The organism is Salinibacter altiplanensis, assembly GCF_002894645.1.
GTDB lineage: Bacteria > Bacteroidota > Rhodothermia > Rhodothermales > Salinibacteraceae > Salinibacter > Salinibacter altiplanensis.
In genome coordinates this window covers 40,286-63,993 of the sequence record NZ_NCQY01000009.1, presented here as the reverse complement: position 1 = coordinate 63,993, position 23,708 = coordinate 40,286, and the positions used below count along the sequence as shown (strand labels likewise).

The following is a 23,708-nucleotide window of genomic DNA, read 5'->3' as shown; positions in this document are numbered from 1 at the left end:
GCGGGGCCCACTCGGTCCAGGCGGACCCGCCGTGGGCGTCCTTCAGGGCGGCGTAGAGCGCGTAGTCGTCGAGCCAGGCGGACTGAGACTTCCGAAACTGCTGAACGCGCGTCGCGTCGGGGGGCGACACATCGTCCCGAAATCGGCGGAAGGCGGTGCGGAGCACCTCCCGTTTGCGAGGGACCAGGCGCGCGTAGTCGACGTGGTCGTTGGGCAGCTTTGTGAGGGGGGCCAGGTCGTCCTCCGTCAGCAGCCCGTCTTCCACGAGGGGCTCGGGGCTAATCAGAAGCGGGTTGCCGGCGAACGTGGACGGGCTGGAGTAGGGCGAGGCGCCGGGCCCGATGGGCCCCACCGGCAGCACCTGCCACAGCCGCTGGTTGGTGCGGGTAAGAAGGTCGGCAAACTGGAACGCGGCCGGCCCGAGGTCGCCGATGCCGTACCGGCTGGGGAGGGCGCTGACTGGAAGGAGAAGGCCGCTCGTGCGTCGAGAATCCACGGAAGAGAACGGTTGGTGAGGGGATCGGCAGTGTCGGCTTGGGCGCCATCAACGGTCCCCGAAACGGGGGTGAGGATCTCCGCGTGTGTCGGCGTGTCAGGAAGCCCGGACCGTCCCTTATTCAGGAGGCTCATCCACCGGCAAGCGAGGGCGTTCGCTGGGGGCAAGCCGCGTGCCGGGCACGCCGGCTTCGGCTTCCATGCGGCCCCGGTACAGTTGCCGAAAGCGGCGGTAGAGCGCGCTGAACTGGGCGTCGGCCTCCCCGGCGGGCGCGTCGATGACCTCCGGGTACGCAAACGTGGCGGCCCCGGCGGTGTCCACGAAGAGCGTCTTGAGGCCGAGGCGGCGCTGAAAAATGGACGCGGTGGCGTGGAAGACGTGAAACTTCTCGACCGGGAGAATCCAGAGGTAGTGCGACAGTACGCCCCGGCGGATGTAGAAGCCGTCCTCGCCGGCGGCGTACGTGTGGTTGCGGTACTGGAGCACGGCCCAGCCGAGGATGAAGGGCACGAGCCCGAAGCCCCACCAGGGGAGGGCGACGCCGCCCAGGTGGAGCCAGTCGGCCGGCCAGAAGTAAACGGTGGGCAGGAGGAGGGCGGACCACACCGCCGTGTAGCGAATGAACCGGCGGCGGATGGTCAGGCGCGAGACATGGGCAAACGACTCGGGCAGCTCCACGGAGCGCACCCGGCGGGCCAACTCAAGGATGCGCTCCGCACCGGCGAAGGGGGCGATGACGCGGTGGCCCTGCTCCTCCACGTCCAGCCCCACTGTCTGCACCTTCAACTCGTACCACCCGAAGGCGCGCATGAACGGGTTTGTGCGGAGGATGAGGGCCTGCACCTTGTCCAGGGGCACCGTGCCCTCCGTCACTGTAAAGAGCCCGTGGCGCTTGCGCAGCTTATCGCCGTCGAGCCACAGGCGGAAGTTGTAGTAGCGCGCCACGTGCACCCCGATGCCGCTGACCCAGCCCAGAAACACGGCGGCCACCACCGTCGCGAGGATGGCCAGGGCAGGGTGGCTGAAAACGATCTCCGACACCCACCCCACGCGCCCCCGAGCCCGGAGCACCCGCTCGACCAGCGCCTCCGGGTTGAACAGCTCGAGCACCGTAAAGATGACGGCGAGGTAGAGCAGGGAGAACCGGAAGGCCCCCGACAGCAGTACCCGTCGGAGCGGCATGTCGAGCAGCGTCTCCGTGTCGGCGGCGTCCTCGCTTGTCGCCGCGTCGGCCTCCTGCGCGCCCCGCTGGAACGACCGTACGACCTGTCGGATCTTGCGGGCCTCGCCCTGATGCACGTACGCCAGGCTGCCCTCCGTGCTCGAGCTGCCGGCCGTTTCCAGCTTTACTTTCGCGATCCCGCACAGTCGGGCGACGAGGTTGCGCTCGATCTGGATGTTCTGGACCCGCTCGATCGGGATGCTCCGGTTTTTCCGGTTCAACACACCGCTCTGGATGACGATCTGCTTCGGGGTGATGCGGTAGCTGAACCGCCAGTACTGGAGCAAAATGGCCGGCAGGGCGAACGCGCCGTACAGCGCGCCGAACACGAGGGAGGTGACGTTTTCCGTGGAGCCGGGGTTGCGGAGAAGTGGGAACAGAATGATCACCAGGGCCGGCAAGCTGGTGCCCACCCGCAGAAGGAGCGTAAGTGGGTGCAGGCGTTGCGGCTCACGGATGGCCCCGAGCGTCGTGGCGGCCGCGTCCTCGGCCGTCTCACTCGGGGCGGGTTCTGCCTCGTCGTCGGGGGGGCGGTCCGGCGCCGGGGGCGTGTCCGGGCGCCCATCAGAATTGGGCTCCGTAGGGGGCGACGGCATTACACCGGCTCTTCAGTGAGCGGATCTTCGAGGATGAAGCGCTTGATCTTGTCCCGAATGGCCTCGGCCTCCGACAGGGGCAGGCCGGGAATCACGACATCGCTGCTGCGCGACCCGGCGGTGTGCACCACGAGGCGCCCGAGCGCAAACTCACGCTCAATCAGGTCCTGAGACACGTCGACGTGTTGAATGCGGCGCAGCGGCACGATCGTGCGGACGTGCTGCAACACCCCGTGCTCCATGTAAATCTCTTCGGGCCGCAGTGCAAACCCCCATGCGCGGTGGCGCAGGCGCGGCCAGACCACGCAGTAGAGCACGCCGCCCAAGAGCACCGTCCCCGACAGTGCCCCGGCGGGAAGCCAAGAGTCCGGCGAGAACAGGTGGGTAAGGTCGTAAAACAGGGCGGGCAGAAAGAGGAGCAGCGAGAAGGCGGCCATCTTGATCGTCCAGATGGTCCGGATCGACGAGTCGAGCGATCGAACGGCGTCGCCGGCCGCCACGTCCGCAAAGTCGGTGTCGGCGGAAGCGGTCATGGGACGGGAGCACAAGGGAACCAAAGCGCAACGGACAGGCAAGGGCGTTGAAACAAGGGCCCCCCGTGAAGTTTCCGCGGGCACGCGCACCCCATCAGGGCAATTGCATGGTGAACGCTTCGTCGAGTGATGGAGGCTCCGCTGCCGCTGATCGTAGGGGGGAAGCCAGAAATGCACGGGAGAATGGGGGAATGGGAGCGTGGGGGAACCAAATTCCCGCCTCTACCGGACCGTGCAAGCAGCTCCCGTCGCTACGATGCGATTGCCCTGGTCCCCCCCTGGGCGAGCCCCATCTCGCAGTCGCCCTCACGCGGCTTGCCCCGACACGACCTCCACAATCCGGGCGACCACGCCCTCCACCCGACGGTCGGCGTCGAGGGTGTGATGGGCCGCCTCGTAGGTGGGCCGCCGGGTGGCCAGCATCTCCTCGATGCGGGTGCGCTGCTCGGCCCGAGAGAGAGGAGAGCCCGTGTCGTCTTCCAGTAGGGGGCGTCGGGTGTCGTCGCCCGTCACGCGGTCTAGCACCGTGTCGACCGGGGCCTCCAGGTACAGCACGAGGCCGTGGTCTTTGGCGAAGGCGCGGTTGCCGTCGTCCACGAGGGCCCCGCCCCCGAGCGCCACGACAAGGTCGTCGGTCGTAGCCGTTCGGCGGAGCAGATTGCTTTCGAGCTCGCGGAACCGCTCCCCCCCATCTTCCGCGAAGAGGGTGGGGATGGAGCGCCCAGCATGGGCAGTGATCAGGCGGTCAAGGTCGAGGAACGGCTGGCCGAGCCGCGCCGCGGCCTCGGGGCCGACGGTCGACTTGCCACTTGCCATGAAGCCAGTTAGGTAGACACGCATGGGAGGCGATCTGACGTTCGGAAGGAAAAAAGGGGCCGGGAGCGAGGAGGCGATCTTCCCGGCGAGACCACGCGACGCCCGAGGGCGTACCGCATTCCGCGAGGTCCGTCCCCACGCTTTCCCGCTCCACGATGCCCCGCTACCGACTGCTCATCGAGTACGACGGAACTGACTTCCACGGGTGGCAGATCCAGCCGACCGTGCCGACCGTGCAGGGCGCACTGGAAGAGGCCGTCGAAACGATGGTTGGCACGTCGTGCCGAGTCACCGGCTCGGGGCGCACGGACGCGGGAGTGCACGCTCGCGCCCAGGTGGCCCATGTCGATCTGCCGGAGGCCCGTGATCCGTATCGGCTGCGAGGCTCGCTGAACGGCCTCACGCCCGGCGCCGTCGCTGTCCGTCGGGTGGAGCGGGCGCCGGACGACTTCCATGCCCGCTACGATGCCCGCCGGCGCCGCTACCACTACCGCCTGCACACCCAGCCCTGTGCGCTGGAGCGACACACCCGGACCCAGGTGCGTCCCGTGCCTGAGTTCGAGCGCATCCGAGCCGCCACGCCCGACCTGCTCGGGCGGCACAATTTTAGCTCGTTCTGCCTCACCCAGTCCGCCACCGAAAACCGAGTCTGTACCCTTACCCACCTGCGGTGGGTCGAGGAGGACCGGCGCGGGGACTGGCGATTCGAGGTGGTCGGCACCCGGTTCCTCCACGGCATGGTGCGCGCCCTCGTCGGGACCCTGATGGAAATTGGGCATCAGAAGCGCGCCGCCGACAGCCTTCCGTCCGTGCTGGCCGCCCGCGACCGGCGGGTCGCCGGCCCGTCGATGCCGCCGGAGGGGCTGGTGCTGAAGTCGGTCCGGTACGGGCACCCGTTGTTCCGGGGCGAGTCGGGCGATCCGCTCGTGCCGGCGGTGGTGACGAGCCGGAAGACCTAGGCCAGCTGCGCCGGGGGAGTCGTCGCGACCGAAACGTCTCCGTCGACGAGGGCCGACCCGAGAGTCCAGGTGGGCACCCCGCTGAGGGAAACAAGGAGAAGAAGCCGGCCCCGGTCTTCCAGAGGGACTGTCGGACAGCTGCGCCGCTCTGTGGCCGAGAGACGCCCCAAATCCAAAGGGACACCGAGGTTTGTTCCACGGCGGAGCCGGCCCACGGGAACAGGTTGGCCCGGGCGAGAAGGGGGGTACGGCAGGGCGGACAAAAGAACGTTTGTGCAGGCGCCGCAAAACCGCAGTGCCCGGGAAGCGAATGACAAGAAAATTATTGGTCAAGAAAACGCGACAGGCTTTCTGGTACCCCCGGAGAAGACGTTCGGGAAGGCGCCCTGTGACCGGTCTGAGGCGTCGTGGGGCTGCGTTGAGATGGACGTGGGCCTCGAACACGGCGTTGGTCAAAAGCGACGGCCTGTAGGACGGAGGCCTGGGGGATAAAAGAAATCGGTGTGCATTTTGCGGTGATTCGTGACACCTTCTGTACGCGACAGAGCCCGCTCCTAAGTCCCCCCGCCTGGATGTTGCGTTGGTCCTCCCTTTTGCTCCTCGGAGGCGCACTGGTCGGCCTCCCGGTCCTTGGGGGAGAGCGCGTCGTTCCGGACGAGTCCTTCTCGCAGAGTGCCCCTTCAGGACCGTCTTCCGATCCGGAGCGGCAGCGAGGGGTGCAGGAGGCGCCGCCCGCGCCCATCGCTGCGGTGCGGGTCGACGCAGATGGGGATGCGGTGCCCGACCGGACAGGCGATACGGTCAGTGTTGCGGGGCGGGTCACCGCTGCACCTGGACGCCTGCCGCTTCCAGAAGCAGGCATGGGGGCCCTGCAAGACTCAACGGGGGGGCTCCATTTCGTTGCGACGGAAGAGACGAATGTTGAGCGCGGCGACAGTCTTCGCGTCTGGGGGATTCTCCGGCACGTCAACGGCCTCGCGCGGATTGAGGTGTTTCGCCAGAACGTTGTAGACACCCCGTCAAAGGTTCCGAAGCCGATTCCGCTTACTGTTCCCTCCGCGGCCACTGAGGACTACGAGGGGCGCCTCGTGCGCGTCCGGGGGACTGTCACCGCCCGCAGCACAAACCGCGGGGGGGAGTACTTCGTCCTGGAAGAAACACAGGAGACCGACGCGCAACTCACCATTTACGTGGCCAATCAGCATGTCGAGCGCATTCAGCCGGGCCGCTTTGAGGCCGGGGATGAGGCGACGACGGTCGGAGTCGTTGGCCAGTACGACTTGTCCTACCAGATCCATGTCCGCGAGAGAAGAGACCTGTCTCCGGTCCCAACCCCGTGGGCGTACTTGCACTGGGCCCTGGCAGGCGCTGCGGCGCTCGTTCTGGGGGCGGGAGCGGTGGTGTTGGTCCTGCGGACCGCCGTGCGGCGCCGGACCCGAGAGCTGCGAGAAAGCCAGGAGGCACTGCGGGAGAGGGAAAGCCGGCTCCGATCGATCACCGAGAATGTCTCGGACGGCATCTACCGGTCGACAGAAGACGGACTCGTGTACGCCAATCAGGCCCTCATCGAGATGTTCGGCTACGAGGACCTGAAGGCGTTCCAAGAGGCCGATCCTCGAACGTTCTATGCCGATCCGGACCGACGAGAGGAGCTTATCGAGAAGGAAGCCCGAGAGGGCCGGCTCGACGGCGAAGAAGTTCGGTACCGGCGTAGGGACGGATCGACGTTTATCGGGCTGCTCAGCACGCGCCAGACGAAGCCGGACGATGGGCACGAGACGTACTTCGATGGTGCCGTGACCGACATCACCGAGCGGAGGCGCCGGCAGAAGGCGCTGCGTCGATCAAAGCGCCGGTACCAGACCCTCATCGACAACTTCCCGGACGGGGGCGTTTTTCTATTTGACGAAACCCTCACCTACCAGCTTGCGGGGGGGCGAGGGCTCTCGACGGCAGGGATGTCGGGGGAGGACCTGATCGGATGCACGCCCCACGACCTCTTTCCGGACGAGATCGCCGACCGGCAGGCCGAACACTACCGCCGGGCCCTTGAGGGTGAGGAGAGCACGCTGGAAGAGAGCTACCAGGGACGCCATTATCGCGTCCAGGTCCTTCCAATCTGGAATGAGGGGGAAGTGGTCGGCGGGATGGCCGTTTCGCAAGACATGACCGAACGGAAGCGTCAGCGGGAGACTTTGGAGGAGCGCCAGGCGAAGATCAAAGCCCTCTACTCAGCGGCCGATCGGCTGCTCCGGGCCTCCAGCCCGGACGAGGTGGGACACGCGCTCGTCCGGTTGGTGCGCCAGACGCTCGGCTACCCGGGCGTGTCGGTCCGCTTTGCGCGGGGCGGAGTGCTGGAGGCAAGTCACGTTGCGGACCGCACCCGGACGTTCATGCCGCCGCGCCCCAATGTCCCCGTCGACGGAGACAGTGCCGTGGCCGAGGTGTACCGCAGCGGTCAGCCGCTCGCGGTGGAAGACCTGGACACGGCAGAGGTGGAGCCGCGTCACGACTACGGCGACCTGCGGTCGGTGGTTGTTGCGCCGATGGGGGAGCACGGCACCTTTGCGGTTGCCTCCCCGGAGCCTCGCGCCATCGGCACGTTCGATACGCACCTGATTGAGGTTCTTGGCACCTACGCCACGGTGATCCTCGACCGCCTGGACCAGACGCAGGCCCTGCAGGACGAGCGGGACCTGCTGGGGCGTGTTCTTGAGACCAGTCCCAACGCCATCGTGCGGGTGGATCGCGACGGGACTTTCAGCGAGGCGAACGGGCAGGTCGAAGAGGTGCTGGGGGCCGGCCGGGAGGAAATCGTCGGCCGCACGTACAACGACGCGGAGTGGGGGATTACGGCCCTTGATGGAAGCCGTGTGCCGGAGGATGAGTTGCCGTTCGTCCAGGTCATCTCCACCGGAGAGCCGGTGCAAGACGTTGAGCATACCATCCGGCGGCCCGACGGACGTCAGCGGATTCTGTCGGTGAGCGGGGCACCGCTGTGCAGCGACGCGGGGGACGTCGTGGAAGTCGTGTTTCACCTCCACGACATCACGAACCAGCGGGAACGAGAGTGGGCTTTGCGGGAGCGAGAACGAAAGATTGAGGCGCTGTACGAGGCGACGGGGGAGCTTCTGCGAGCGGAACGTCGAGCCGAGGTGGCGGACCGTCTGATCGCCCTCGTCAGCGATACGCTCGGCCACCCGGCGACGACCATCCGGTGGGTCCAGGATGGTCAGCTCGCGCCGAGTCGGGTTCCTCCGGTTGTTCATGACCGCATGCCGGAACGACCGGCGTACGACCTCGACGGGGACACGCCGGCCGCCCAGGCCTACCGCACCGGAGAAACGCAGGTCTACGATGACCTCTCGGCCGTCGTTGACGGGATGGATCGCGGGGACATCCGGGCAACCGCATACGTCCCGGTTGGGGCATACGGCCTCATCTCGGTGGGCAGCCCCGAGGTGGGCGGCATCGATGCCTTCGACTGTCGGCTCCTGGAGGTGCTCGCCGCCTACGCGGCGCTGGTGCTCGAGCGGCTCGATCGGGAGACAACCCTCCGCGAGACGAAGCGGAAGGCCGAAGAGGCCAGTCGCATGAAGTCGTCGTTCCTTGCCAACATGAGCCATGAGATTCGGACCCCTCTGACGTCAATTATCGGCTTCGCCGAGGCGATTGGGACGGACACGGCCGCTGCGCCCCGCTTTGCCCCCCTTATCGAACAGGGCGGGAAGCGCCTGCTCGAGACCCTGGAGGGAGTGCTGAACCTCTCGAAACTGGAGGCCGGGCAGATGGAGCTGGAGACGCAGCCCGTGAACCTGGCCGACCAGGCCCGCCGCACCGCCGACGAACTTCGTTCGAAGGCCGCGGAGAAGGGGCTCGATCTGCAGGTAGACACGGACGAGCGCCCCGTCTGGGCCCTGGCCGATGAGGGTGGGGTACAGATCGTGCTCCGCAATCTTCTCTCCAACGCGATCAAGTACACCTCAACCGGGTTCGTCAGGGTCCGGGTCTACCGGGAGGACGACGCGGCGGTTCTGGACGTCGAGGACACCGGGATCGGGATGGAGCCGGAGACGGCGAAGGAGCTATTTGAGCCGTTCCGGCAGGCCTCCGAGGGGATGAGTCGAGAGTACGAGGGCACAGGGGTGGGGCTGGCGGTGACGAAAAAAGCAGTGGAGGAAATGGGGGGAGCCATCAAGGTTCATACTCGAAAGGGAGAGGGCAGCTGCTTTGTCGTACGCCTGCCGGACGCCGACGCGACCGTGGACCGTGACTCCTAGGTGAAGACCGAACGCACCCTCGCCCGGCGGGGGAGGGTGGATCTCCTCGCTTGCTTCTGTGTGCGGGGGACTGGACGAAGGCCCATTTCGGGACCGGTCGGGTTCCCACCGGACCGTAACAATCACGGGGGCAAAGTGCGTTTTACGCCCCGCATCCATCACAAAACACAGCGTCTCCCCATGGATCTCGACATCCGCACCGTTCTTCGCTGGCTTATCATTGGCGTGATTGCGCTCATCGGGCTCAGTCTCGTGGGCGTGCTGGTGGACGTCGCGGGAGCGCTGCTTCAACTTATCCTCAAGGCCGGGGCCGTCGTGCTCGTGGTGCTCCTCGTGATTCGCGTGTTGGAGGGTGTGCGGTCGGGATAGGGTGGCTTTTCTCCAGATTGATTTCCACCTTGTCAGTATTCCAGTCTTCCCCACTTAACCCTGTTTCTCGTGGACACCCTCCAGGCGCCCGCTACCCCTTCTGTTGAGCAGTCTTCGGCGTACAACATTCCCGCCGAGGCGCATCTGCTCGAACAGGTAATCGTGCATACCCCCGGGGCGGAGATGGAGCTCGTGTCGCCGGGAAACCGGGAGGACCTGCTCTTCGACGACATTCTGTTCGTGGGCCACGCACGGCAGGAGCACCTGCTCATGTGCTCGGTCTTTGAGAAAATCGTGGGCCGTCCCGACGCGGTGCTCCAAATCAAGGACCTCCTGCTGGAGGCGTTTGAGGCGGAGGAGGCGGCGCGCCATGCCTTCGTGGAGAAGCTGTGCCGGAGCCTGCCGGAGCAAAACCTGGGGGCGGTGAAGGACGAGCTGAAGCGATTTTCGCCCGAGGAGCTCCGGCAGTTTGCTCTCACCGGCCAGTCGGACCTCGCCATTCGGGCCCAGCCGGTGCCCAACCTGATGTTCACACGGGACCTCGCGGCGGTGGTGCACGATCACATCATCCTGAGTCACGCGGCGACGGTGGCGCGGACGCGAGAGAGCATCATCATCAACGTCATTCTCCACCACCACCCCCGGTTCGCCCCGCACAGCGACAAGGTGATCGAGCTGCCCCCGGGCGTCACGTTCGAGGGGGGCGACCTGCTCGTGGCGAGCCCGGATACGGTGCTGATCGGCCATTCGGAACGCACCTCGCTGGGGGCCATCATGGCCATTGCGCACGAGCTGTTTGAGCGCACGGCGGTCGAGCACGTGCTCGCCGTGGACCTGCCCAAGCGGCGGGCCACCATGCACCTCGACACGGTGTTTACCTTCGCGTCCCCGGAGGAGATCATCGCCTTTCCCCCGCTCCTCGAAACCCACGGCTTCGGCTACGCGATGCACTTCACGGCCGCGGACGAGACGGGGCGCTTTGTGACGGACATGCGCCGCAACCTGCGGGACGTGCTCGGTGAGCTGCTCGATCGCGACCTTACGTTCATCCCCTGCGGTGGGACGGAGCGCCTCCACCAAGAGCGCGAGCAGTGGACCGACGGGGCCAATGTGTTTGCCGCCGCGCCGGGGGCCATCCTGGGCTACGAGCGCAACAGCCGCACCTTTGAGCGCTTGCGAGAGCACGGATACCGGATTGTGTCCGCCGAGAGCTTCCTGTCCTACTTCGAGTCGGGCGAGTTTCACCCCGGTCGAGAGAAGGTCGCCATCCAGCTGGGGGGCACTGAACTATCACGGGGACGGGGAGGGCCGCGCTGCATGACGCTCCCGATCCTTCGTCACACCGCGCCCTCGGGCGATGCCTCCGAAGAAGCGTGAGTACGGGTCCCAGTGGCCCTGCCTGCGTGCCGTTGAGGCCCCTGCGCTCGTTCCCCCATTCTTCCATTCTCCAACACGGTCCCCGAAACTGCCCCCCGCGCCCGCAGGTTCAAACGTCGCATGCGTCTTTGAATCCACCTTTCGGTGTTTATGCGTGATGTGATCATCATTGGGGCCGGGCCCGTTGGGCTCGCCTGTGGGGTTCAGGCGAAGCGCCGTGACCTTGACGCGCTCCTTATCGAAAAGGGCGCGCTCTGCAACTCATTCATCGGGTATCCCACCCGGATGGAGTTTTTCTCCACTCCGGGCCCGTTGGAGATTGGGGGGCACCCGTTCCCGACCCGCGACTACAAGCCGCGCCGCGAAGAAGCACTCGACTACTACCGCCGCGTCGCCACGACGGAGGAGCTGGCTCTGCGCCTCTACGAGCCGATGACGGACCTCCAAGGGCGAGACGGCCACTTCACGGTCGTGACGGAAGACGCCACGTACGAGACCCGAAAGGTGGTGGTGGCCACCGGCTTCTACGACGTGCCCAACCAGATGGGCGTGCCGGGGGAAGACCAGGACAAAGTGCGGCACTACTTCAAGGAGCCCTTCCCGTACGCCCTGACGGACGTGGCCATCGTGGGCGGGGCCAACTCGGCGGTGAAGGCGGCCCTGAACTGCTACCGCCACGAGGCGAACGTGACAATGCTGGTGCGTGAGCCAGAGCTCGACGACGGGGTCAAGTACTGGCTCCGGCCCGACGTGGAAAACCGAATCGAAGACGGGGCCATCGATGCCTACTTCAATACGACCGTCTCGGCCATCGAGCCGGACACCCTCCACCTCGACACGCCCGAGGGCCCGGAGACGATCGACAACGACTTTGTCCTCGCCATGACGGGGTACCGGCCCAACTACGACTTTTTGGAGCGGCTCGGCATCGCCATCCGCAACGACGAGGCCCGCACGCCAGTGCACGACGAGGGGGGCACCTTCGAAACGAACCGGGACGGCCTGTACCTCGCCGGCACCATCTGTGGCGGCTGCGACACGAGCCGATGGTTCATTGAGAACGGCCGCGCCCACGCTGAGAAGATTACGGATCACATTGCCACGACGATCGATGCCGAGCCCGCCGTGGCATGATGCGGCGGGCAGGCACGGGGCAGCGATCGTGATGTCTGGGGATCGGGGGCGGGATGCTCGCACAGCTCATGCCCCGTCCGGCACGGCTCCAGGGGAGAGACCTTGTTTCAACAGCCCCCTGCGCCGGAGGCGCGGCATCATCACGCCGTGTCGTTTACCTTGAACTGGCGGAGGGCCCGGATGGCGTGGGGGTCTTCGGAGAGGGACGTGGACGCGTCGATGATCTGACGGAGCTGACCGTCGCTCAGGGGGCGATCAACTGCATTTACGTCGTAGGCGATGCCAAGGTCGGGAAAGTCGCGGTGGCTCGACTGGAGGTTGCTCGCCCCGGCCTCGTAAATGCCATCGTCGATGGCTTTCTTCGTCCCGCGCACGTCGCTGTGTACCACGGCCAACACCCAGTGGGGCAGCTCGGCGTTCACACCGATTGTATGCCCCTGCCCGAAGACGGTGTCCCGGACGGTGCCCTGCTCATTCAGAAGCCGGGTGGAGGTGCTCATTCGGGAGGCGATGCGGGGCTGGGCCTCCTGCGTGGCGGCACCGATGTGGGGCGTGGTAAAGACGTTGTCCATCTCGGCGTACGGATTGGTCCAGTTCGCGCCCGCACTGCCCGGCTCCTCGGGGAAGACGTCGACCGCCGCGGCGCGCACGTGCTCCTCGTCGATGGCCCGTTTCAGGTCAGCCGGGTCGTACAGAAAGCCACGGGCCGCGTTGATGAAGGCACGCGGGCTGTTGTCCGGCCGGTCCGCCCCGAGCTGGCGGAAGTGACTGTAGTCGAGCAGGCCGCTGTTGGGCTGCCCCTGCGGGTCTTCCGCCGAGACGTGGACGGTTACGAAGTCCCCCTTCCGAAATGCCTCCGAGAGGTTGGAGCAGGAGGTCCAGCCCAGCGTGGTGCCCACCTCACGGGCCACGTCTGCCTCGTCGTAAAAGCAAATGTTCATCCCGAAGGCGTCGGCCAGGCGGGCCAGCTGCTTGCCGATGTTGCCGAGCCCGATGATGGAGAGGGTCTTGTCCATCAGCTCGTAGCGACGGGTGCTGTCCTTCGTCCACTGGTGGCGGCGTCCCGTCTCGTTTGCGGTGTAGAGCCGGCGGGCCAGCACGACCATTTCGCCGATCACCATTTCCACGACCGATCGGCCATTGCTCACCGGGTCGTTGAGCACGAGCACGCCCTCCTCGGCGCAGGCCTGCTTGTCGACCGTATCGTCGCCGATGCAGCATAGCATAACGGCCGCCAGGTTGTCGGAGGCCTGTACCACCTGCTCGTCGACGACAAACGTGCTCCGCTTGTAAATGAGGTCGTGCTGCCCCGTGCGGAGCCGGTCGGCCATTGCAGCCTGGTCGTAGCACTCCGGCTTGGGCACCCGATCCGGCTCGATGCCCTGCTCGCGCAGGAGCGCATCAAGGCTCGGATCGGGCTCCTCCAGGATCAGGGCCTTGTCGAAGTGATCGTTTAGGAAGCGTGTCTCGGGGGAGTCCATGGTGCACGCTGTGGGGACGCTGGAATAACAGAGGCCGGGTGGGGGTGGGCTCATTAAATACGACAAGAGGGCCGGCCCCGTCTAGGGCGCATCCGTGAAAACCGAGCCACGTCTTCGGCGGAGAGGGCGCAAGGGCGCGGTGGGCTGTCGTCTCCACAGAATGGCCCCGTGGGGCGTCACCGTCGGTAGAATGGAAGGGCGTGGACCGCGCTACAGGGTCTCTTTGACCGTCTCGCCGATGAGGGCCGGGTTTTTGACCACCGTCGCGCCGGCCTCGTCGAGCGCCTCGAACTTGGCCTCGGCCGTGCCGGAGCCGCCGGACACGATTGCGCCGGCGTGGCCCATGCGGCGGCCCGGAGGGGCCGTGCGGCCCGCGATGAAGCCGAAGACGGGCGTGTCCATGTGGTCCTGGATGTAGCGGGCGGCCTCCTGTTCGTCGGCCCCACCAATCTCGCCGATCAGGACGACGCCGTCCGTGTCGGGATCGTCCTCGAACAGCTCAAGGGCGTCGATGAAGCGCGTGCCGATGACCGGGTCGCCCCCAATGCCCACCGCCGTGCTCTGCCCAAAGCCGGCCCGCGTGATCTGGTCGACGGCCTCGTAGGTGAGGGTGCCCGAGCGGGAGATGATGCCAACGGACCCGGGCTCAAAAATCATGGCCGGCATGATGCCCACCTTGGCCGCGCCGGGCGTGATTACCCCCGGACAGTTCGGGCCGATGAGGTGGGCGCCCTTCTTCCGGACGTAGTGGTAGGTGGGCTTCATGTCCGCCACCGGGATGCCCTCCGTGATGCAGATGATTACCTCGGCCCCTGCGTCGGCGGACTCCTGGATGGCGTCGGCCGCGAACGGCGGGGGGACGAAGATGATGGACGTGTTGGCGTTCTCCTGCTCCACCGCCTCGGCGACGGTGTTGTATACGGGCCGGTCCAGGTGCGTCTGGCCGCCCTTGCCGGGGGTGACGCCGGCCACCACGTTGGTGCCGTAGTCGATCATCTGTTTGGCGTGGAAGGTGCCCTCCGAGCCCGTAAAGCCCTGCACCACTACGCGCGTGTCGTCGTCGACGAGAATACTCATGCGTCTAGAAGTTTGAAATGGAAGGTCCGAGTGTGGAAGAGGGCCTACGGCCGGCCGGTAGGTTGGAGGTGTAGGCTAACGAGCATCCCCACAAACTGCCAGGGGCACGAACGAAAAACAATCCAAAACCAGAGCGTGATGGGCGAGGCAGGATGCGCGAGGGCAGAAGGAGACGTGCGCCCTCCGTTTCCCGCCTCATGTTTCCCGCCCTACTCCATGATCGTCTCGCCGACGCGCAGGAGCAGTGCCTCGTCGAAGTGGGAGCCGAGAAGCTGGAGGCCCACGGGCAGGTTCGGCGGGTCGGGGTGGGTGCCGATGGGCACCGTGAGGCCCGGCAGGCCCGCCAGGTTGGCCGTGACGGTGTAGATGTCGTTCAGGTACATCTCAAGTGGGTCGTCGGCCTTTTCGCCAATCTGAAACGGTGGGGTCGGCGTAGTGGGGGTCACGAGGGCGTCGACCTCCTCGAAGGTCTGTTCGAAGTCGTGGCGGATGAGGGTACGTACGCGCTGGGCCTTCTCGTAGTACTTGTCGTGGTAGCCGGCGGAGAGGGCGTAGGTCCCGAGCATGATGCGGCGCTTCACCTCGTCGCCGAAGCCTTCCGTGCGGGTGCGGGTGTAGAGGGCGTCGAGGGTGCTTTGCTCGTCGTCGAGCTGCGCTTCGAGGGTGTCCACACGGGCCTCCTCGCCCTGGGTGCGGGCGGTGGCGAGCTCCGCCTTCAGCTCCTCGCGGCGTTCTTGGAGGGCCTGCTTCGTTTCCTGCAGATCGGCCCGGTAGCCGTAGCGGATGCCATCGTAGCGGGCGAGGTTGCTGGAGGCCTCGGCCGTGGCAATGAGGTAGTAGGTGGCCACGCCGTACTCGGTGTGGGGGAGGGACACCTCCTTGACGGTCGCGCCGGCGTCTTCGAGCCGGTCGACCTGCTCGGTCACCATGCGCCGGATGTCGTCGTCGAGGCCCTCGGCGAAGTACTCCGTGGGAAGGCCGAGGCGGAGGCCCTCCACGCCGTCGCCCAGTGCAGTCGGGTAGTCGGGCACGTTGACCGGCGCACTGGTCGAGTCGCGCTCGTCCTCGCCCGCGATGATGTTCAGGATGATGGCCGCGTCCTCGGGGCTGCGCGTTAGCGGCCCAATTGCGTCGAGCGACGAGGCAAACGCCACGAGGCCGGAGCGGCTGACGCGGCCATAGGTCGGCTTGAGGCCCACCGTGCCGCAAAAGGCGGCCGGCTGGCGCACCGAGCCGCCGGTGTCGCTTCCGAGGGCGGCGTGGCACATGCCGGCCGCCACCGCCGCCGCCGATCCGCCCGAGGACCCGCCCGGCACGTACTCGGGGGCGTGGGGATTGTGCACGGGGCCAAAGTGAGAGGTCTCGTTCGACGAGCCCATTGCGAACTCGTCGCAGTTCGTCTTGCCGATGAAGATGGCCCCCGCGTCGCGCAGGCGGTCGATCACCGTGGCGTCGTAGAGGGACGAGAAGTCCGCCAGCATCTTTGACCCGCAACTGACCGGATAGCCCCGGATGCAAATGTTGTCCTTTACGGCGAGAACGAGACCCGCGAGGGGCCGCGGGTTGCCCCGCTCGCGCTGGCTGTCGAGGTAGCGGGCGTGATTGAGGGCCCCATCCTGATCGACGCTCGTGAACGCGTTGATTTCGTCATTGCGCGCGTCGATTCGCTTCAAAAAAGAAGAGACCAGGGCTTCGCAGCTGGTCTCTCCGGCGTCGAGGGCGCGACGGGCGTCGGCGAATGTCGGGTACTCCATGCGTAGACGAGAGGGTTCGGCGGAGAGGGGAGCACAGCGAAGGGGGAAACGACGTGGGGGACTGGCTCAGACGAGCCCGGACGGGGGCCTAGGAGGGCTCCGTCTCCTGTTCTGGCGAGCCCGATTCGGCGGCGTCCGGCGACGAGGCGCTGGTGCTGGAGGATGGGTCAGCGGTCGACTCCGACGAACGCTCCTGGCGCTGTTTCTGCGGGCGCTGCTGGCCTTCACGGGGCTGGGGCGTGCCCTGCCGTGGGGCCTGTGGCTCGTTGATCTGGGGGCCCTGGCTCTCGTTCTCAATCTCGCGCGAGATCTCGTTCGTCGCGCTCTTAAACTCTCGAATGCCCTTGCCGATGCCGCGTGCGATCTCGGGGATCCGCTTCGCCCCAAACACGAGCAAGAGGACCAAGAAAATAATAATCAGTTCGGGAAAGCCAATGCCGCCCATGGGGGGGATGGGGAGCTTGAGGGAAGAAAAAATCAGCGTCCGCGTCTTGCCTGCCGGTCACGCCCAGGCGAGTCAATGCATCTGAGGACACCGGGAGAGTTACTTTCGGCTGGACGCGACGCAAACGAGACGGGGGAATGGGGGTTCCCGCCTGTGTGTCCTCGGCAAAGACGAGACTTCCCCCTGAAACAGCTCACCAAGCGGTTGTGTATCGGAGAAAAACTTTTTTCGCCGCGCGCCCGATCTTCGTGCTTCGGCGTCGGCGCTGCCCGCTGGCTCTTTCCCACCTGCCCCTGCGTGCCAATGTCCTCGACGACCGCCCCCGACGCTACGACGCTCACCCACGACGACATCCAGGGCTGGCCGAAGGCCGAACTGCACTGTCACCTCGATGGCTCGATGCGGCTGGAGACAATGCTCGACCTGGCAAAGCACCAGGGCAAGCTGGACGTGCTTCCCGCCGACAGCGTCGACGGGCTCCGAGACGAACTTCGGGGAGTAGAGGAATCCGGGACCCTGGAGGCGTACCTCGCGTGGTTCGACTACACGATTCCGCTGCTCCAAACCCGGGAGGCGCTCCGTCGGACGGCCTACGAGCTGGCGGCCGACAACGCGGCGGAGAATGTGCGGTACCTGGAGGTGCGGTACTCGCCCATCCTTCACGTCGAGTCGGATCTGTCCCTGGAGGCCGTGAACGACGCGGTGATCGAGGGACTCCGGCGCGCGGAGGCGGACTTCGACCTCACGACCTCTCTTATCATCTGTGGCCTCCGGGATCGGTTCGAGAGTGCGTCGATGCGGCTGGCGGAGCTGGCCATCGAGTACCAGCACGAGGGCGTGGTGGCGTTTGACCTCGCGGGGGGCGAGGCCGGGAATCCGCCGAAGGGACACCTGCACGCGTTCTACCGGGCCCGCAACAACCTTCTTAACCTCACAATCCACGCCGGCGAAGACTGGGGCCCGGACTCCATTCGGCAGGCGCTCTTTTACTGTGGGGCGCACCGCATCGGACACGGCATCTCGCTGCGGAAGGACCCGGAGCTCATGCAGTACTTTGCGGATCACCGCATTCCGCTCGAAATATGCCCCACGAGCAACGTCGACACGCAGGCAGTGCCGAGCCTGGAGGCCCACCCGATCGAGACGTATGTTCGGTCCAACATCCCGGTCACCGTAAATACCGACAATCGCCTCTTTAGCCGCACCACGGTGACGAAGGAGCTCTGGCGCGTGTATCAGCACTGCAACCTGGAGGCCCACCACCTCCGTGAGATTGCCCTCAATGGATTTCGATATGCGTTTCTGCCATACCAGCAGAAGCAAGACCTTCTCCGGTCCGTCACGGAAGACTTTCCACTGGAGAAGACCTCGGAAACGCCCCTGTGGTAGTCGTAGTGGCCCGAGTGCCGCATGCGCGTGAGGACGAGGTCAAATGCGTCCCGTCTGCTCCGAGGGCGCCAAGTGTTTAGGGCGTCCAACGTCTCCGGTGCCGGATTGTCGAGGAGCATCTTGTTGGCTACCATGTAGTCTATCCGCTCCTCGTTTCGACCGAAACACCACCACATGGTTCAGACGATCGCTCAGGCCGCCTCCCTGCGCGGCACCGTGTCCCTGCCCGCCGACAAGTCGATTTCGCACCGCTCCGCAATCCTGTCGGCCCTTGGGGACGGGCGCTCGCGGGTGTACAATTTTCCCAATTCAGCCGATCCGCAGTCGACGCTCGACTGCGTACGCACCCTTGGGGTCGAGGCCGGCCGGACCGACGAGGGGGTGCTTGCGATCCACGGTCGCGGGCTGGGCGGGCTGCACCCGCCGAGCGAGCCGCTCGACTGTGGCAACTCGGGCACCACCATGCGCCTGCTCTCGGGCGTGATGGCCGGGCAGGAGTTTGGCAGTGTGCTCACTGGGGACGAGTCCCTGCAGCAGCGGCCGATGGAGCGCATTGCCGACCCCCTGCAGGCGATGGGGGCCCGCATCGACCTGCGGAGCGGGCACGCGCCCATCCGCATCCGCCCGCAGCGTCGGGATGGGCTGCAGCCCCTTGAGTACCGGCTGCCGGTGGCCTCGGCCCAGGTCAAGTCGTGCGTGCTGCTCGCCGGCCTGTACGCGTCGGGGCGCACTGTTGTGATCGAGACGACTCCCTCGCGCGATCACACCGAGCGCATGCTGGGCCTGGAAGTGCAAGAGGTGGGCGGTGAGCGGCACATCATTGTGGAGGAAGATCACACCGTGCCGGCGGTCGACTGGTCGGTGCCCGGGGACTTTTCGGGGGCGGCCTTTTTCCTCGTGGCCGGCACGCTGGTGCCCGACAGCGAACTGCACCTCGACGATGTGGGGCTCAATCCCTCGCGCACGGCCCTGCTCGACGTGCTGGACGGGATGGGGGCCAACATCACAGTCGAGAACGAGCGGGTACAGGGAAGTGAACCGGTCGGCGACATTACCGTCCGCTCCGCGTCGCTCTCCGGCATTGACATCGGAGGCCCGCTCATCCCCAATCTCATCGACGAAATTCCAGTCATCGCCGTGGCCGCGGCCTGTGCGGCGGGGCGCACCGAGATCCGGGACGCCGAAGAGCTACGGGTGAAAGAGACCGATCGCCTTCACGCCATGGCGCAAAACCTGAAGGCCCTAGGGGCCGATGTGCAGGAGCGAGAAGACGGCCTCATCATCGACGGCAACGGCCCCAATCTGCTGGGGGCTGCGGTGCAGAGCCACGACGATCATCGCATTGCGATGGCGATGGGGGTGGCCGGCCTCGTGGCACACGGCACGACCACCATCGCTGACGCCGAGTGCGCCCGCGTCTCCTACCCGGGCTTCTGGGACGAGCTCTCGCGTGTGTCGGGGTCCTGAGAGATTCCGCAGCGGAGACGCCGGGCCGTACGTGCCGGAGGGAGAACAGAGCATGGGACACCGTCGGTCCAGACAGGGAGGGACACCGAGCGCCGACGGCTCGCCGTGATCTGTGGAGGCCTACCGCCGACCCAGCCTGCCCCCCATGCTACTTGGCCGCCAGAACGTCCACGTGCTCGATCTCGGGGGGCTCTTCGAGGAGGTCGTCGGCGTGCTCCATCAGGGCAGCGGCAATGTCGCCGTCGAGGTGGGCCTGTCGGCCCTCTTCCCCCGCGAAGGTGTCAAAAATGCCGAAGGTCGTATCGTTGATCTGGAGGGCGTACCAGGAGAGGGTTTTCTCCTCGTCCTCCGCGAGCGGGAGGGCGTCCTCAAGAAATGTGCGGACCTCGTCCACCTTGTCGGGCTTGGCGTGAAGACGGGCGAGGAGAGACGTTCGTTCGGGGGCCACGGGAGGTGCAGAACTGGTTGGAGGAGGATCGCGAGTCGATGGGAGAGGCGGCACTGCCACACCCGATCCTTGCAACCTCCGGGTCGTGACAGTGTCCCCTCACAAGCGTTACCATTCCCCAACATCTCGGCACGTCTGATGACCCCCGACGAACGCTTTTGAGGCGACCGTGTACGTGCCCGCCGCGTGTCCGTGTGGTCCCCGTCCCCAGTGGCTCCCTTGCTATGAGGCCCCGTCCTTCTGATCCGAATGGCCGCCGCTCTCTTACTGACCGAGAGGCGAAGGTGGCCCGTCGTGTGCGGCGGTCCCTTCACCTCCAGGCCTCCATGTCGGAGCAGGAGGTGGCGCAGCAGTTTCGAGGCAGCGTGGCCTGGCGACGCGCGCGGCTGTCCCTGGCGGGCGAGGAGCTGCGTGGGCGGCTCGCCGATGCCTTTGGGCCGCTCGCATCTCGGCTGCGTGGCCATGTGCGGCCGTTCCGCCGCCGTGCGGAAGGGCTCTGGAACCGGATCTGGACGTAGAGAAGGATGCCCGCCGCCAGCGTGTCCCCAAACTGGGAGGCCGGGACGAAGGGAAGGAGGCAGGCGTTCTGGCCCCCCGTGCGCGATTCCCCTACGCGTTCCCGCTGTTCCGAGAGGGGACGAGCGATTTGCCGAAGCTCTTGACGGTGAAGACGGGGCAGGAGGCGCTTCGCGTCACCTTCTCCGCCACGCTTCCGATGAGGAAGCGCTGCAGGCCCGTGCGGCCGTGGGTGGCCATCACCACGAGGTCGGCGGCCTGCTCCTCGGCGAAGTCGACGATGTCGCGGGCGGCGTAGCCGGCCAACACGTGCGTGTCGATCGGCGCCTCAACGTCGTCGAGGTCCGCCACCAGTGCTTCGAGGGCTTCGCCGGCCCGCTCCTGGACGTCGGGCTGGGAGGGAGCGAGCGGGTCGATGCCGTACGCGGTGGGAAAGGTTGCTTCCTCGACCACGTGCAACAGGTCGATCGACGCGCCGTAGGCATCCGCCAGGGCCGTGGCGTGGTCCACCACGAGGGGCGACTGCTCCGACAGGTCGACGGGGACGAGCACGCGGTCGATTGGGGTCCTTACAGGGGCCTCTTCGTCGCTTGCCAGCACTGTGAACACCGGGCAGGGCGCCTGGCGCACCACCTCTTCGGCCACGCTCCCGCTCAGCAGCCGATCCATGCCCTTCCGGCCGTGGGTCCCCATCACCACGAGGTCCGTGTCCTGATCGGTGGCCTGCTCCACGATCGCCGTCTCCGGGGAGGTGCTGTCCGTTTGGGCGTACACGACCGGTACCGTGCCGCGCTCCTGCGTCACGGTCTGCACCTCCACGCGCTGTGGGGCTGCCTCGTCGACCGAACCGCCCTCCACGGGGGTCACCGGCAAGAAGTCCATGGGATTCGACGTGCCCCCTTCGTCCGGGGTGACCACGTTGAACACGCAAATCGTGGCGCCGGATTGCAGGGCCAGATGCGCGGCGTGGGCGAATGCGTCCTCGGCCACAGAGGAAAAGTCGGTCGGAAACAGAATGGTGTTGATGTTGAGCATCGGAGGAGTCACAGAATCAGGGACGAAACGGTGAGGGAGCAAGATTACGTGCCCTCTTCGCTCTCCACCCACTGCACGGCGTGCTTCATGAGCTCGTTGGCGGAGTCGAGGTTGAGCTTGTTTTTGATGCGGGCCCGGTACGACTCGATGGTCTTGACGGACAGGTGGAGCCGCTCGGCGATTTCGCGGGTCGGGAGGCCCTGGCCCGTCAATTCGAAGACCTCCAGCTCGCGGTCGCTCAGCACCTCGAGCGGAGACTGCATGATGCGCTCCCGCCCGCCCTCTGCCATGCTTTGAAGCAGCCGATCGTTGATCTCTTCGCTCACGAAGACGCGGCCATTGAGCACCGTGCGGATTGCCTGTACGATGTCGTCGCCGGCCTCCTGCTTCATTACGTAGCCGCGCGCGCCGGCCCGAATGCAGCGTTCGGCGTAGAGGGTCTCGTCGTGCCGCGAGACGACCAGAATCTGCACGTCGGGCACCCGCGACTCGAGGTGCTTGATGAGCTCCATGCCGCTCATGCCGGGCAGGGAGATGTCCACGACGACCAGGGCAGGGGCGAGGTTTTCAATCTCGCCAAGGGCCTCCTCGGCGGTGTCCATCTGGCCGGTCACGTTGAGGTCGGCCTCCGCCTCGATGGTGCGGGCCAGCCCTTTTCGCAGGAGCGGGTGGTCGTCAACCAGCACGATGTCTTTCATGGGAGGACACGGTTGGCGTAAAGGGCACGGACGGGCGGCGAACGAGGAGGAGGTGGTCCTTCTGTTCTCCGCTTCCTCGTGCGGCCGGAGGGATAGAATAACGAGTATCGCGGGGAACGGAAAGTACCGAGCCGGGTCTGCGATCCGTACCGGGTCCTTTTGCCTCCCCCCGTGGGGAATATCCCGACGGCGGGCGTGCCCCGGCATGCATCACGATTTGGCCGGCATGGGGGCCGGGGAGTCCTCCACCGCCACATCGGCCGATCGAGGGATTGTAGACGTTACCACCGTTCCGTCTCCGAGTTCGCTTGTGATCTCGAGGGCGCCCCCAATGATGCGAGCACGATACTGCATGATGTGGATCCCCATTCCGGACTCATCCGATACGTCGGGGGCGAAGCCGGTGCCGTTGTCCCGAACCTGAAGCCGGATCTGTTCGTCGCCGGAGGCCAAAATGACCTTGATGTCGTTGGCGTCGCCGTGGCGCACGGCGTTGCTCACCGCCTCCTGAGCGATTCGGTAGAGGTGGGTTGCGACCGTGCTGTTGTGCACGAGAACGGTGTCGACCTCCCGAAACGAGCATTCCACGCCGAACATCCGCACCGCATTCTGAGACAAGCGGCGCAGGGCCTCGGTCAGGCCGTTGGCCTCCACGTCCACCGGGATTAGGCCGTGCGACAGGTCGCGGGCGTACTGGTCGGCCTCTTTGACGTGGTCGGTGATCTCGGCCATGTCCTCGGCGCGCTCGTGGCCCTCGTCATCCAGGTGCCGAGCCAGGTCTTGGCTCAACAGGCCGATGCCCGTCAGCATCTGTCCGAGGCCGTCGTGCAGGTCTTGCCCGATGCGGCGCCGTTCCTCTTCGCTGATCTCCAGGATCTCCTTCTCGAGCCGGCGCCGCTCGCTGATGTCACGCACGATGCCGGTGAAGAGGGTCCGATCGCCCAGCTCCACCTCGCTCACGGCCAGGTCCATCGGGAAGGTGGATCCGTCCTTGCGGCGGCCCCACACCTCTCGCCCGACGCCGATGATGCGCTTGCGCCCGGTCTCGTGGTAACTGCGAAGGTACTCGTCGTGCTCGTCGCGGTACGGAGGGGGCATGAGAACCTTCACGTTTTGCCCGATCACCTCCTCGGCGTCGTACCCGAAGATGTTCTCGGCGGCCTCATTGAACGACTCGATGATGCCCCCCGCGTCGATCGTGATGATGCCGTCGACCGTCGTCTCGAGGATGGCCTGGGCCTTGGCCTCGCTCTCGCGCTGGGCCTGGCGCACGCGCTTGTAGCGGAGAACCACCGCCACCGCCGTCCAGAGGCCGGCCAGCACCAGGCCACGTTCCATCAGGGCCTCGGGCGGAACGAACGCCTCAAACTTGAGGACACACCCGAGCCCGACGAACACGGTCGTCAGGAGGCCGAGCCCCAGTGTGGCCCCCTGTCCCGGCAGGAAGAGGGTCAGCAGGATGACCGCGACCTGAAGCATCTCCACGGTTGCCCCGATCGGCAGCATCCAGTCCAGGAGAAAGAGCGCCCCGGACAAAAGACCGAGGCCGACGCACAGGAAAATACGCCGCACGGGAAGGGACATGAGAGCGAGTGCGAGATGGAAATGAAGGCACC

Annotated in this window: 20 protein-coding genes; 8 read left to right on the top strand and 12 right to left on the bottom strand. The window is 66.2% G+C overall.

Features of this window, described 5'->3' with window-relative positions; genetic code table 11:
- The 4 genes from B7R93_RS15670 to B7R93_RS03610 all read right to left on the bottom strand — a co-directional run.
- On the bottom strand, positions 1–496 hold a 496-nt coding region (locus tag B7R93_RS15670), incomplete at its 3' end, for a 4-alpha-glucanotransferase (protein ID WP_232797974.1).
- Between the two features lie 117 nt (positions 497–613).
- Positions 614–2,314: a PH domain-containing protein gene (locus B7R93_RS03620; RefSeq protein ID WP_103019478.1), complete on the bottom strand. Its 1,701-nt coding sequence runs from the start codon at positions 2,312–2,314 to the stop codon at positions 614–616.
- Positions 2,314–2,847 carry a PH domain-containing protein gene (locus B7R93_RS03615; protein WP_103019477.1) on the bottom strand — a complete coding sequence of 178 codons (534 nt, stop codon included), beginning with the start codon at positions 2,845–2,847 and terminating at the stop codon, positions 2,314–2,316. Before B7R93_RS03615 ends, B7R93_RS03620 begins: the two co-directional genes overlap by 1 nt.
- A 306-nt stretch (positions 2,848–3,153) precedes the next feature.
- Positions 3,154–3,687, bottom strand: coding sequence for a shikimate kinase (locus B7R93_RS03610; protein WP_232797973.1), 534 nt, complete (start codon positions 3,685–3,687; stop codon positions 3,154–3,156).
- 131 nt (positions 3,688–3,818) lie between these two features.
- Between B7R93_RS03610 and truA the strand changes: the two genes are divergently transcribed.
- The 5 genes from truA (at position 3,819) to B7R93_RS03575 (ending at position 11,782) form a co-directional block, all read left to right on the top strand.
- Complete coding sequence (gene truA / locus B7R93_RS03605) at positions 3,819–4,622, top strand: tRNA pseudouridine(38-40) synthase TruA (RefSeq protein WP_103019476.1); 804 nt, start codon at positions 3,819–3,821, stop codon at positions 4,620–4,622.
- A 572-nt stretch (positions 4,623–5,194) separates the two neighbouring features.
- Positions 5,195–8,902 (top strand): PAS domain S-box protein, encoded by a 3,708-nt coding sequence (locus B7R93_RS15665; RefSeq protein ID WP_232797972.1) that lies wholly within the window; start codon positions 5,195–5,197, stop codon positions 8,900–8,902.
- Positions 8,903–9,082: 180 nt separating this feature from the next.
- A complete protein-coding gene (locus B7R93_RS03585; protein WP_103019475.1) occupies positions 9,083–9,271 on the top strand; it encodes a hypothetical protein in 189 nt (62 codons plus the stop codon).
- A 69-nt stretch (positions 9,272–9,340) separates the two neighbouring features.
- Positions 9,341–10,648: an arginine deiminase family protein gene (locus B7R93_RS03580; RefSeq protein ID WP_103019474.1), complete on the top strand. Its 1,308-nt coding sequence runs from the start codon at positions 9,341–9,343 to the stop codon at positions 10,646–10,648.
- Between the two features lie 150 nt (positions 10,649–10,798).
- Positions 10,799–11,782 carry a YpdA family putative bacillithiol disulfide reductase gene (locus B7R93_RS03575; RefSeq protein ID WP_103019473.1) on the top strand — a complete coding sequence of 328 codons (984 nt, stop codon included), beginning with the start codon at positions 10,799–10,801 and terminating at the stop codon, positions 11,780–11,782.
- A gap of 140 nt (positions 11,783–11,922) precedes the next feature.
- Here the strand turns inward: B7R93_RS03575 and B7R93_RS03570 are convergent, their stop codons facing one another.
- From B7R93_RS03570 to B7R93_RS03555, 4 genes are all read right to left on the bottom strand, one after another.
- Complete coding sequence (locus B7R93_RS03570) at positions 11,923–13,263, bottom strand: NAD(P)-dependent oxidoreductase (RefSeq protein ID WP_103019472.1); 1,341 nt, start codon at positions 13,261–13,263, stop codon at positions 11,923–11,925.
- 210 nt (positions 13,264–13,473) lie between these two features.
- Complete coding sequence (sucD, locus tag B7R93_RS03565) at positions 13,474–14,340, bottom strand: succinate--CoA ligase subunit alpha (protein ID WP_103019471.1); 867 nt, start codon at positions 14,338–14,340, stop codon at positions 13,474–13,476.
- Positions 14,341–14,549: 209 nt separating this feature from the next.
- Positions 14,550–16,094, bottom strand: coding sequence for an amidase family protein (locus tag B7R93_RS03560; protein WP_103019470.1), 1,545 nt, complete (start codon positions 16,092–16,094; stop codon positions 14,550–14,552).
- Positions 16,095–16,182: 88 nt separating this feature from the next.
- Positions 16,183–16,539, bottom strand: coding sequence for a Sec-independent protein translocase subunit TatA/TatB (locus tag B7R93_RS03555; protein ID WP_103019469.1), 357 nt, complete (start codon positions 16,537–16,539; stop codon positions 16,183–16,185).
- Between the two features lie 303 nt (positions 16,540–16,842).
- Between B7R93_RS03555 and add the strand changes: the two genes are divergently transcribed.
- Together add and aroA are read left to right on the top strand one after the other, a co-directional pair.
- Positions 16,843–17,928 (top strand): adenosine deaminase, encoded by a 1,086-nt coding sequence (add, locus tag B7R93_RS03550; protein WP_103019468.1) that lies wholly within the window; start codon positions 16,843–16,845, stop codon positions 17,926–17,928.
- 174 nt (positions 17,929–18,102) lie between these two features.
- Entirely contained in the window at positions 18,103–19,395 is a 1,293-nt protein-coding gene (aroA, locus tag B7R93_RS03545; protein WP_103019467.1) for a 3-phosphoshikimate 1-carboxyvinyltransferase, read from the top strand.
- A gap of 148 nt (positions 19,396–19,543) precedes the next feature.
- Here the strand turns inward: aroA and B7R93_RS03540 are convergent, their stop codons facing one another.
- Positions 19,544–19,843: a putative quinol monooxygenase gene (locus B7R93_RS03540; protein ID WP_103019466.1), complete on the bottom strand. Its 300-nt coding sequence runs from the start codon at positions 19,841–19,843 to the stop codon at positions 19,544–19,546.
- A 224-nt stretch (positions 19,844–20,067) separates the two neighbouring features.
- On the opposite strand from B7R93_RS03540, the gene B7R93_RS03535 reads away from it, so the two are divergent.
- Positions 20,068–20,361 carry a hypothetical protein gene (locus B7R93_RS03535; protein ID WP_157942183.1) on the top strand — a complete coding sequence of 98 codons (294 nt, stop codon included), beginning with the start codon at positions 20,068–20,070 and terminating at the stop codon, positions 20,359–20,361.
- 91 nt (positions 20,362–20,452) lie between these two features.
- Here the strand turns inward: B7R93_RS03535 and B7R93_RS03530 are convergent, their stop codons facing one another.
- From B7R93_RS03530 to B7R93_RS03520, 3 genes are all read right to left on the bottom strand, one after another.
- Positions 20,453–21,394, bottom strand: a complete 942-nt coding sequence (locus B7R93_RS03530; protein ID WP_103019464.1) for a universal stress protein — start codon at positions 21,392–21,394, stop codon at positions 20,453–20,455.
- Between the two features lie 44 nt (positions 21,395–21,438).
- A complete protein-coding gene (locus B7R93_RS03525; protein WP_103019463.1) occupies positions 21,439–22,092 on the bottom strand; it encodes a response regulator in 654 nt (217 codons plus the stop codon).
- 210 nt (positions 22,093–22,302) lie between these two features.
- Positions 22,303–23,676, bottom strand: coding sequence for a sensor histidine kinase (locus tag B7R93_RS03520; RefSeq protein ID WP_232797971.1), 1,374 nt, complete (start codon positions 23,674–23,676; stop codon positions 22,303–22,305).
- Between the last annotated feature and the right edge of the window lie 32 nt (positions 23,677–23,708).

Bases quoted from the DNA above. Each gene is read 5' to 3' on its own strand.
- B7R93_RS03620 (WP_103019478.1), bottom strand. From the start codon at position 2,314: ATGCCGTCGCCCCCTACGGAGCCCAATTCTGATGGGCGCCCGGACACG.
- B7R93_RS03615 (WP_103019477.1), bottom strand. From the start codon at position 2,847: ATGACCGCTTCCGCCGACACCGACTTTGCGGACGTGGCGGCCGGCGAC.
- B7R93_RS03610 (WP_232797973.1), bottom strand. From the start codon at position 3,687: ATGCGTGTCTACCTAACTGGCTTCATGGCAAGTGGCAAGTCGACCGTC.
- truA (WP_103019476.1), top strand. From the start codon at position 3,819: ATGCCCCGCTACCGACTGCTCATCGAGTACGACGGAACTGACTTCCAC.
- B7R93_RS15665 (WP_232797972.1), top strand. From the start codon at position 5,195: ATGTTGCGTTGGTCCTCCCTTTTGCTCCTCGGAGGCGCACTGGTCGGC.
- B7R93_RS03585 (WP_103019475.1), top strand. From the start codon at position 9,083: ATGGATCTCGACATCCGCACCGTTCTTCGCTGGCTTATCATTGGCGTG.
- B7R93_RS03575 (WP_103019473.1), top strand. From the start codon at position 10,799: ATGCGTGATGTGATCATCATTGGGGCCGGGCCCGTTGGGCTCGCCTGT.
- B7R93_RS03570 (WP_103019472.1), bottom strand. From the start codon at position 13,263: ATGGACTCCCCCGAGACACGCTTCCTAAACGATCACTTCGACAAGGCC.
- sucD (WP_103019471.1), bottom strand. From the start codon at position 14,340: ATGAGTATTCTCGTCGACGACGACACGCGCGTAGTGGTGCAGGGCTTT.
- B7R93_RS03560 (WP_103019470.1), bottom strand. From the start codon at position 16,094: ATGGAGTACCCGACATTCGCCGACGCCCGTCGCGCCCTCGACGCCGGA.
- B7R93_RS03555 (WP_103019469.1), bottom strand. From the start codon at position 16,539: ATGGGCGGCATTGGCTTTCCCGAACTGATTATTATTTTCTTGGTCCTC.
- add (WP_103019468.1), top strand. From the start codon at position 16,843: ATGTCCTCGACGACCGCCCCCGACGCTACGACGCTCACCCACGACGAC.
- aroA (WP_103019467.1), top strand. From the start codon at position 18,103: ATGGTTCAGACGATCGCTCAGGCCGCCTCCCTGCGCGGCACCGTGTCC.
- B7R93_RS03535 (WP_157942183.1), top strand. From the start codon at position 20,068: ATGAGGCCCCGTCCTTCTGATCCGAATGGCCGCCGCTCTCTTACTGAC.
- B7R93_RS03530 (WP_103019464.1), bottom strand. From the start codon at position 21,394: ATGCTCAACATCAACACCATTCTGTTTCCGACCGACTTTTCCTCTGTG.
- B7R93_RS03525 (WP_103019463.1), bottom strand. From the start codon at position 22,092: ATGAAAGACATCGTGCTGGTTGACGACCACCCGCTCCTGCGAAAAGGG.
- B7R93_RS03520 (WP_232797971.1), bottom strand. From the start codon at position 23,676: ATGTCCCTTCCCGTGCGGCGTATTTTCCTGTGCGTCGGCCTCGGTCTT.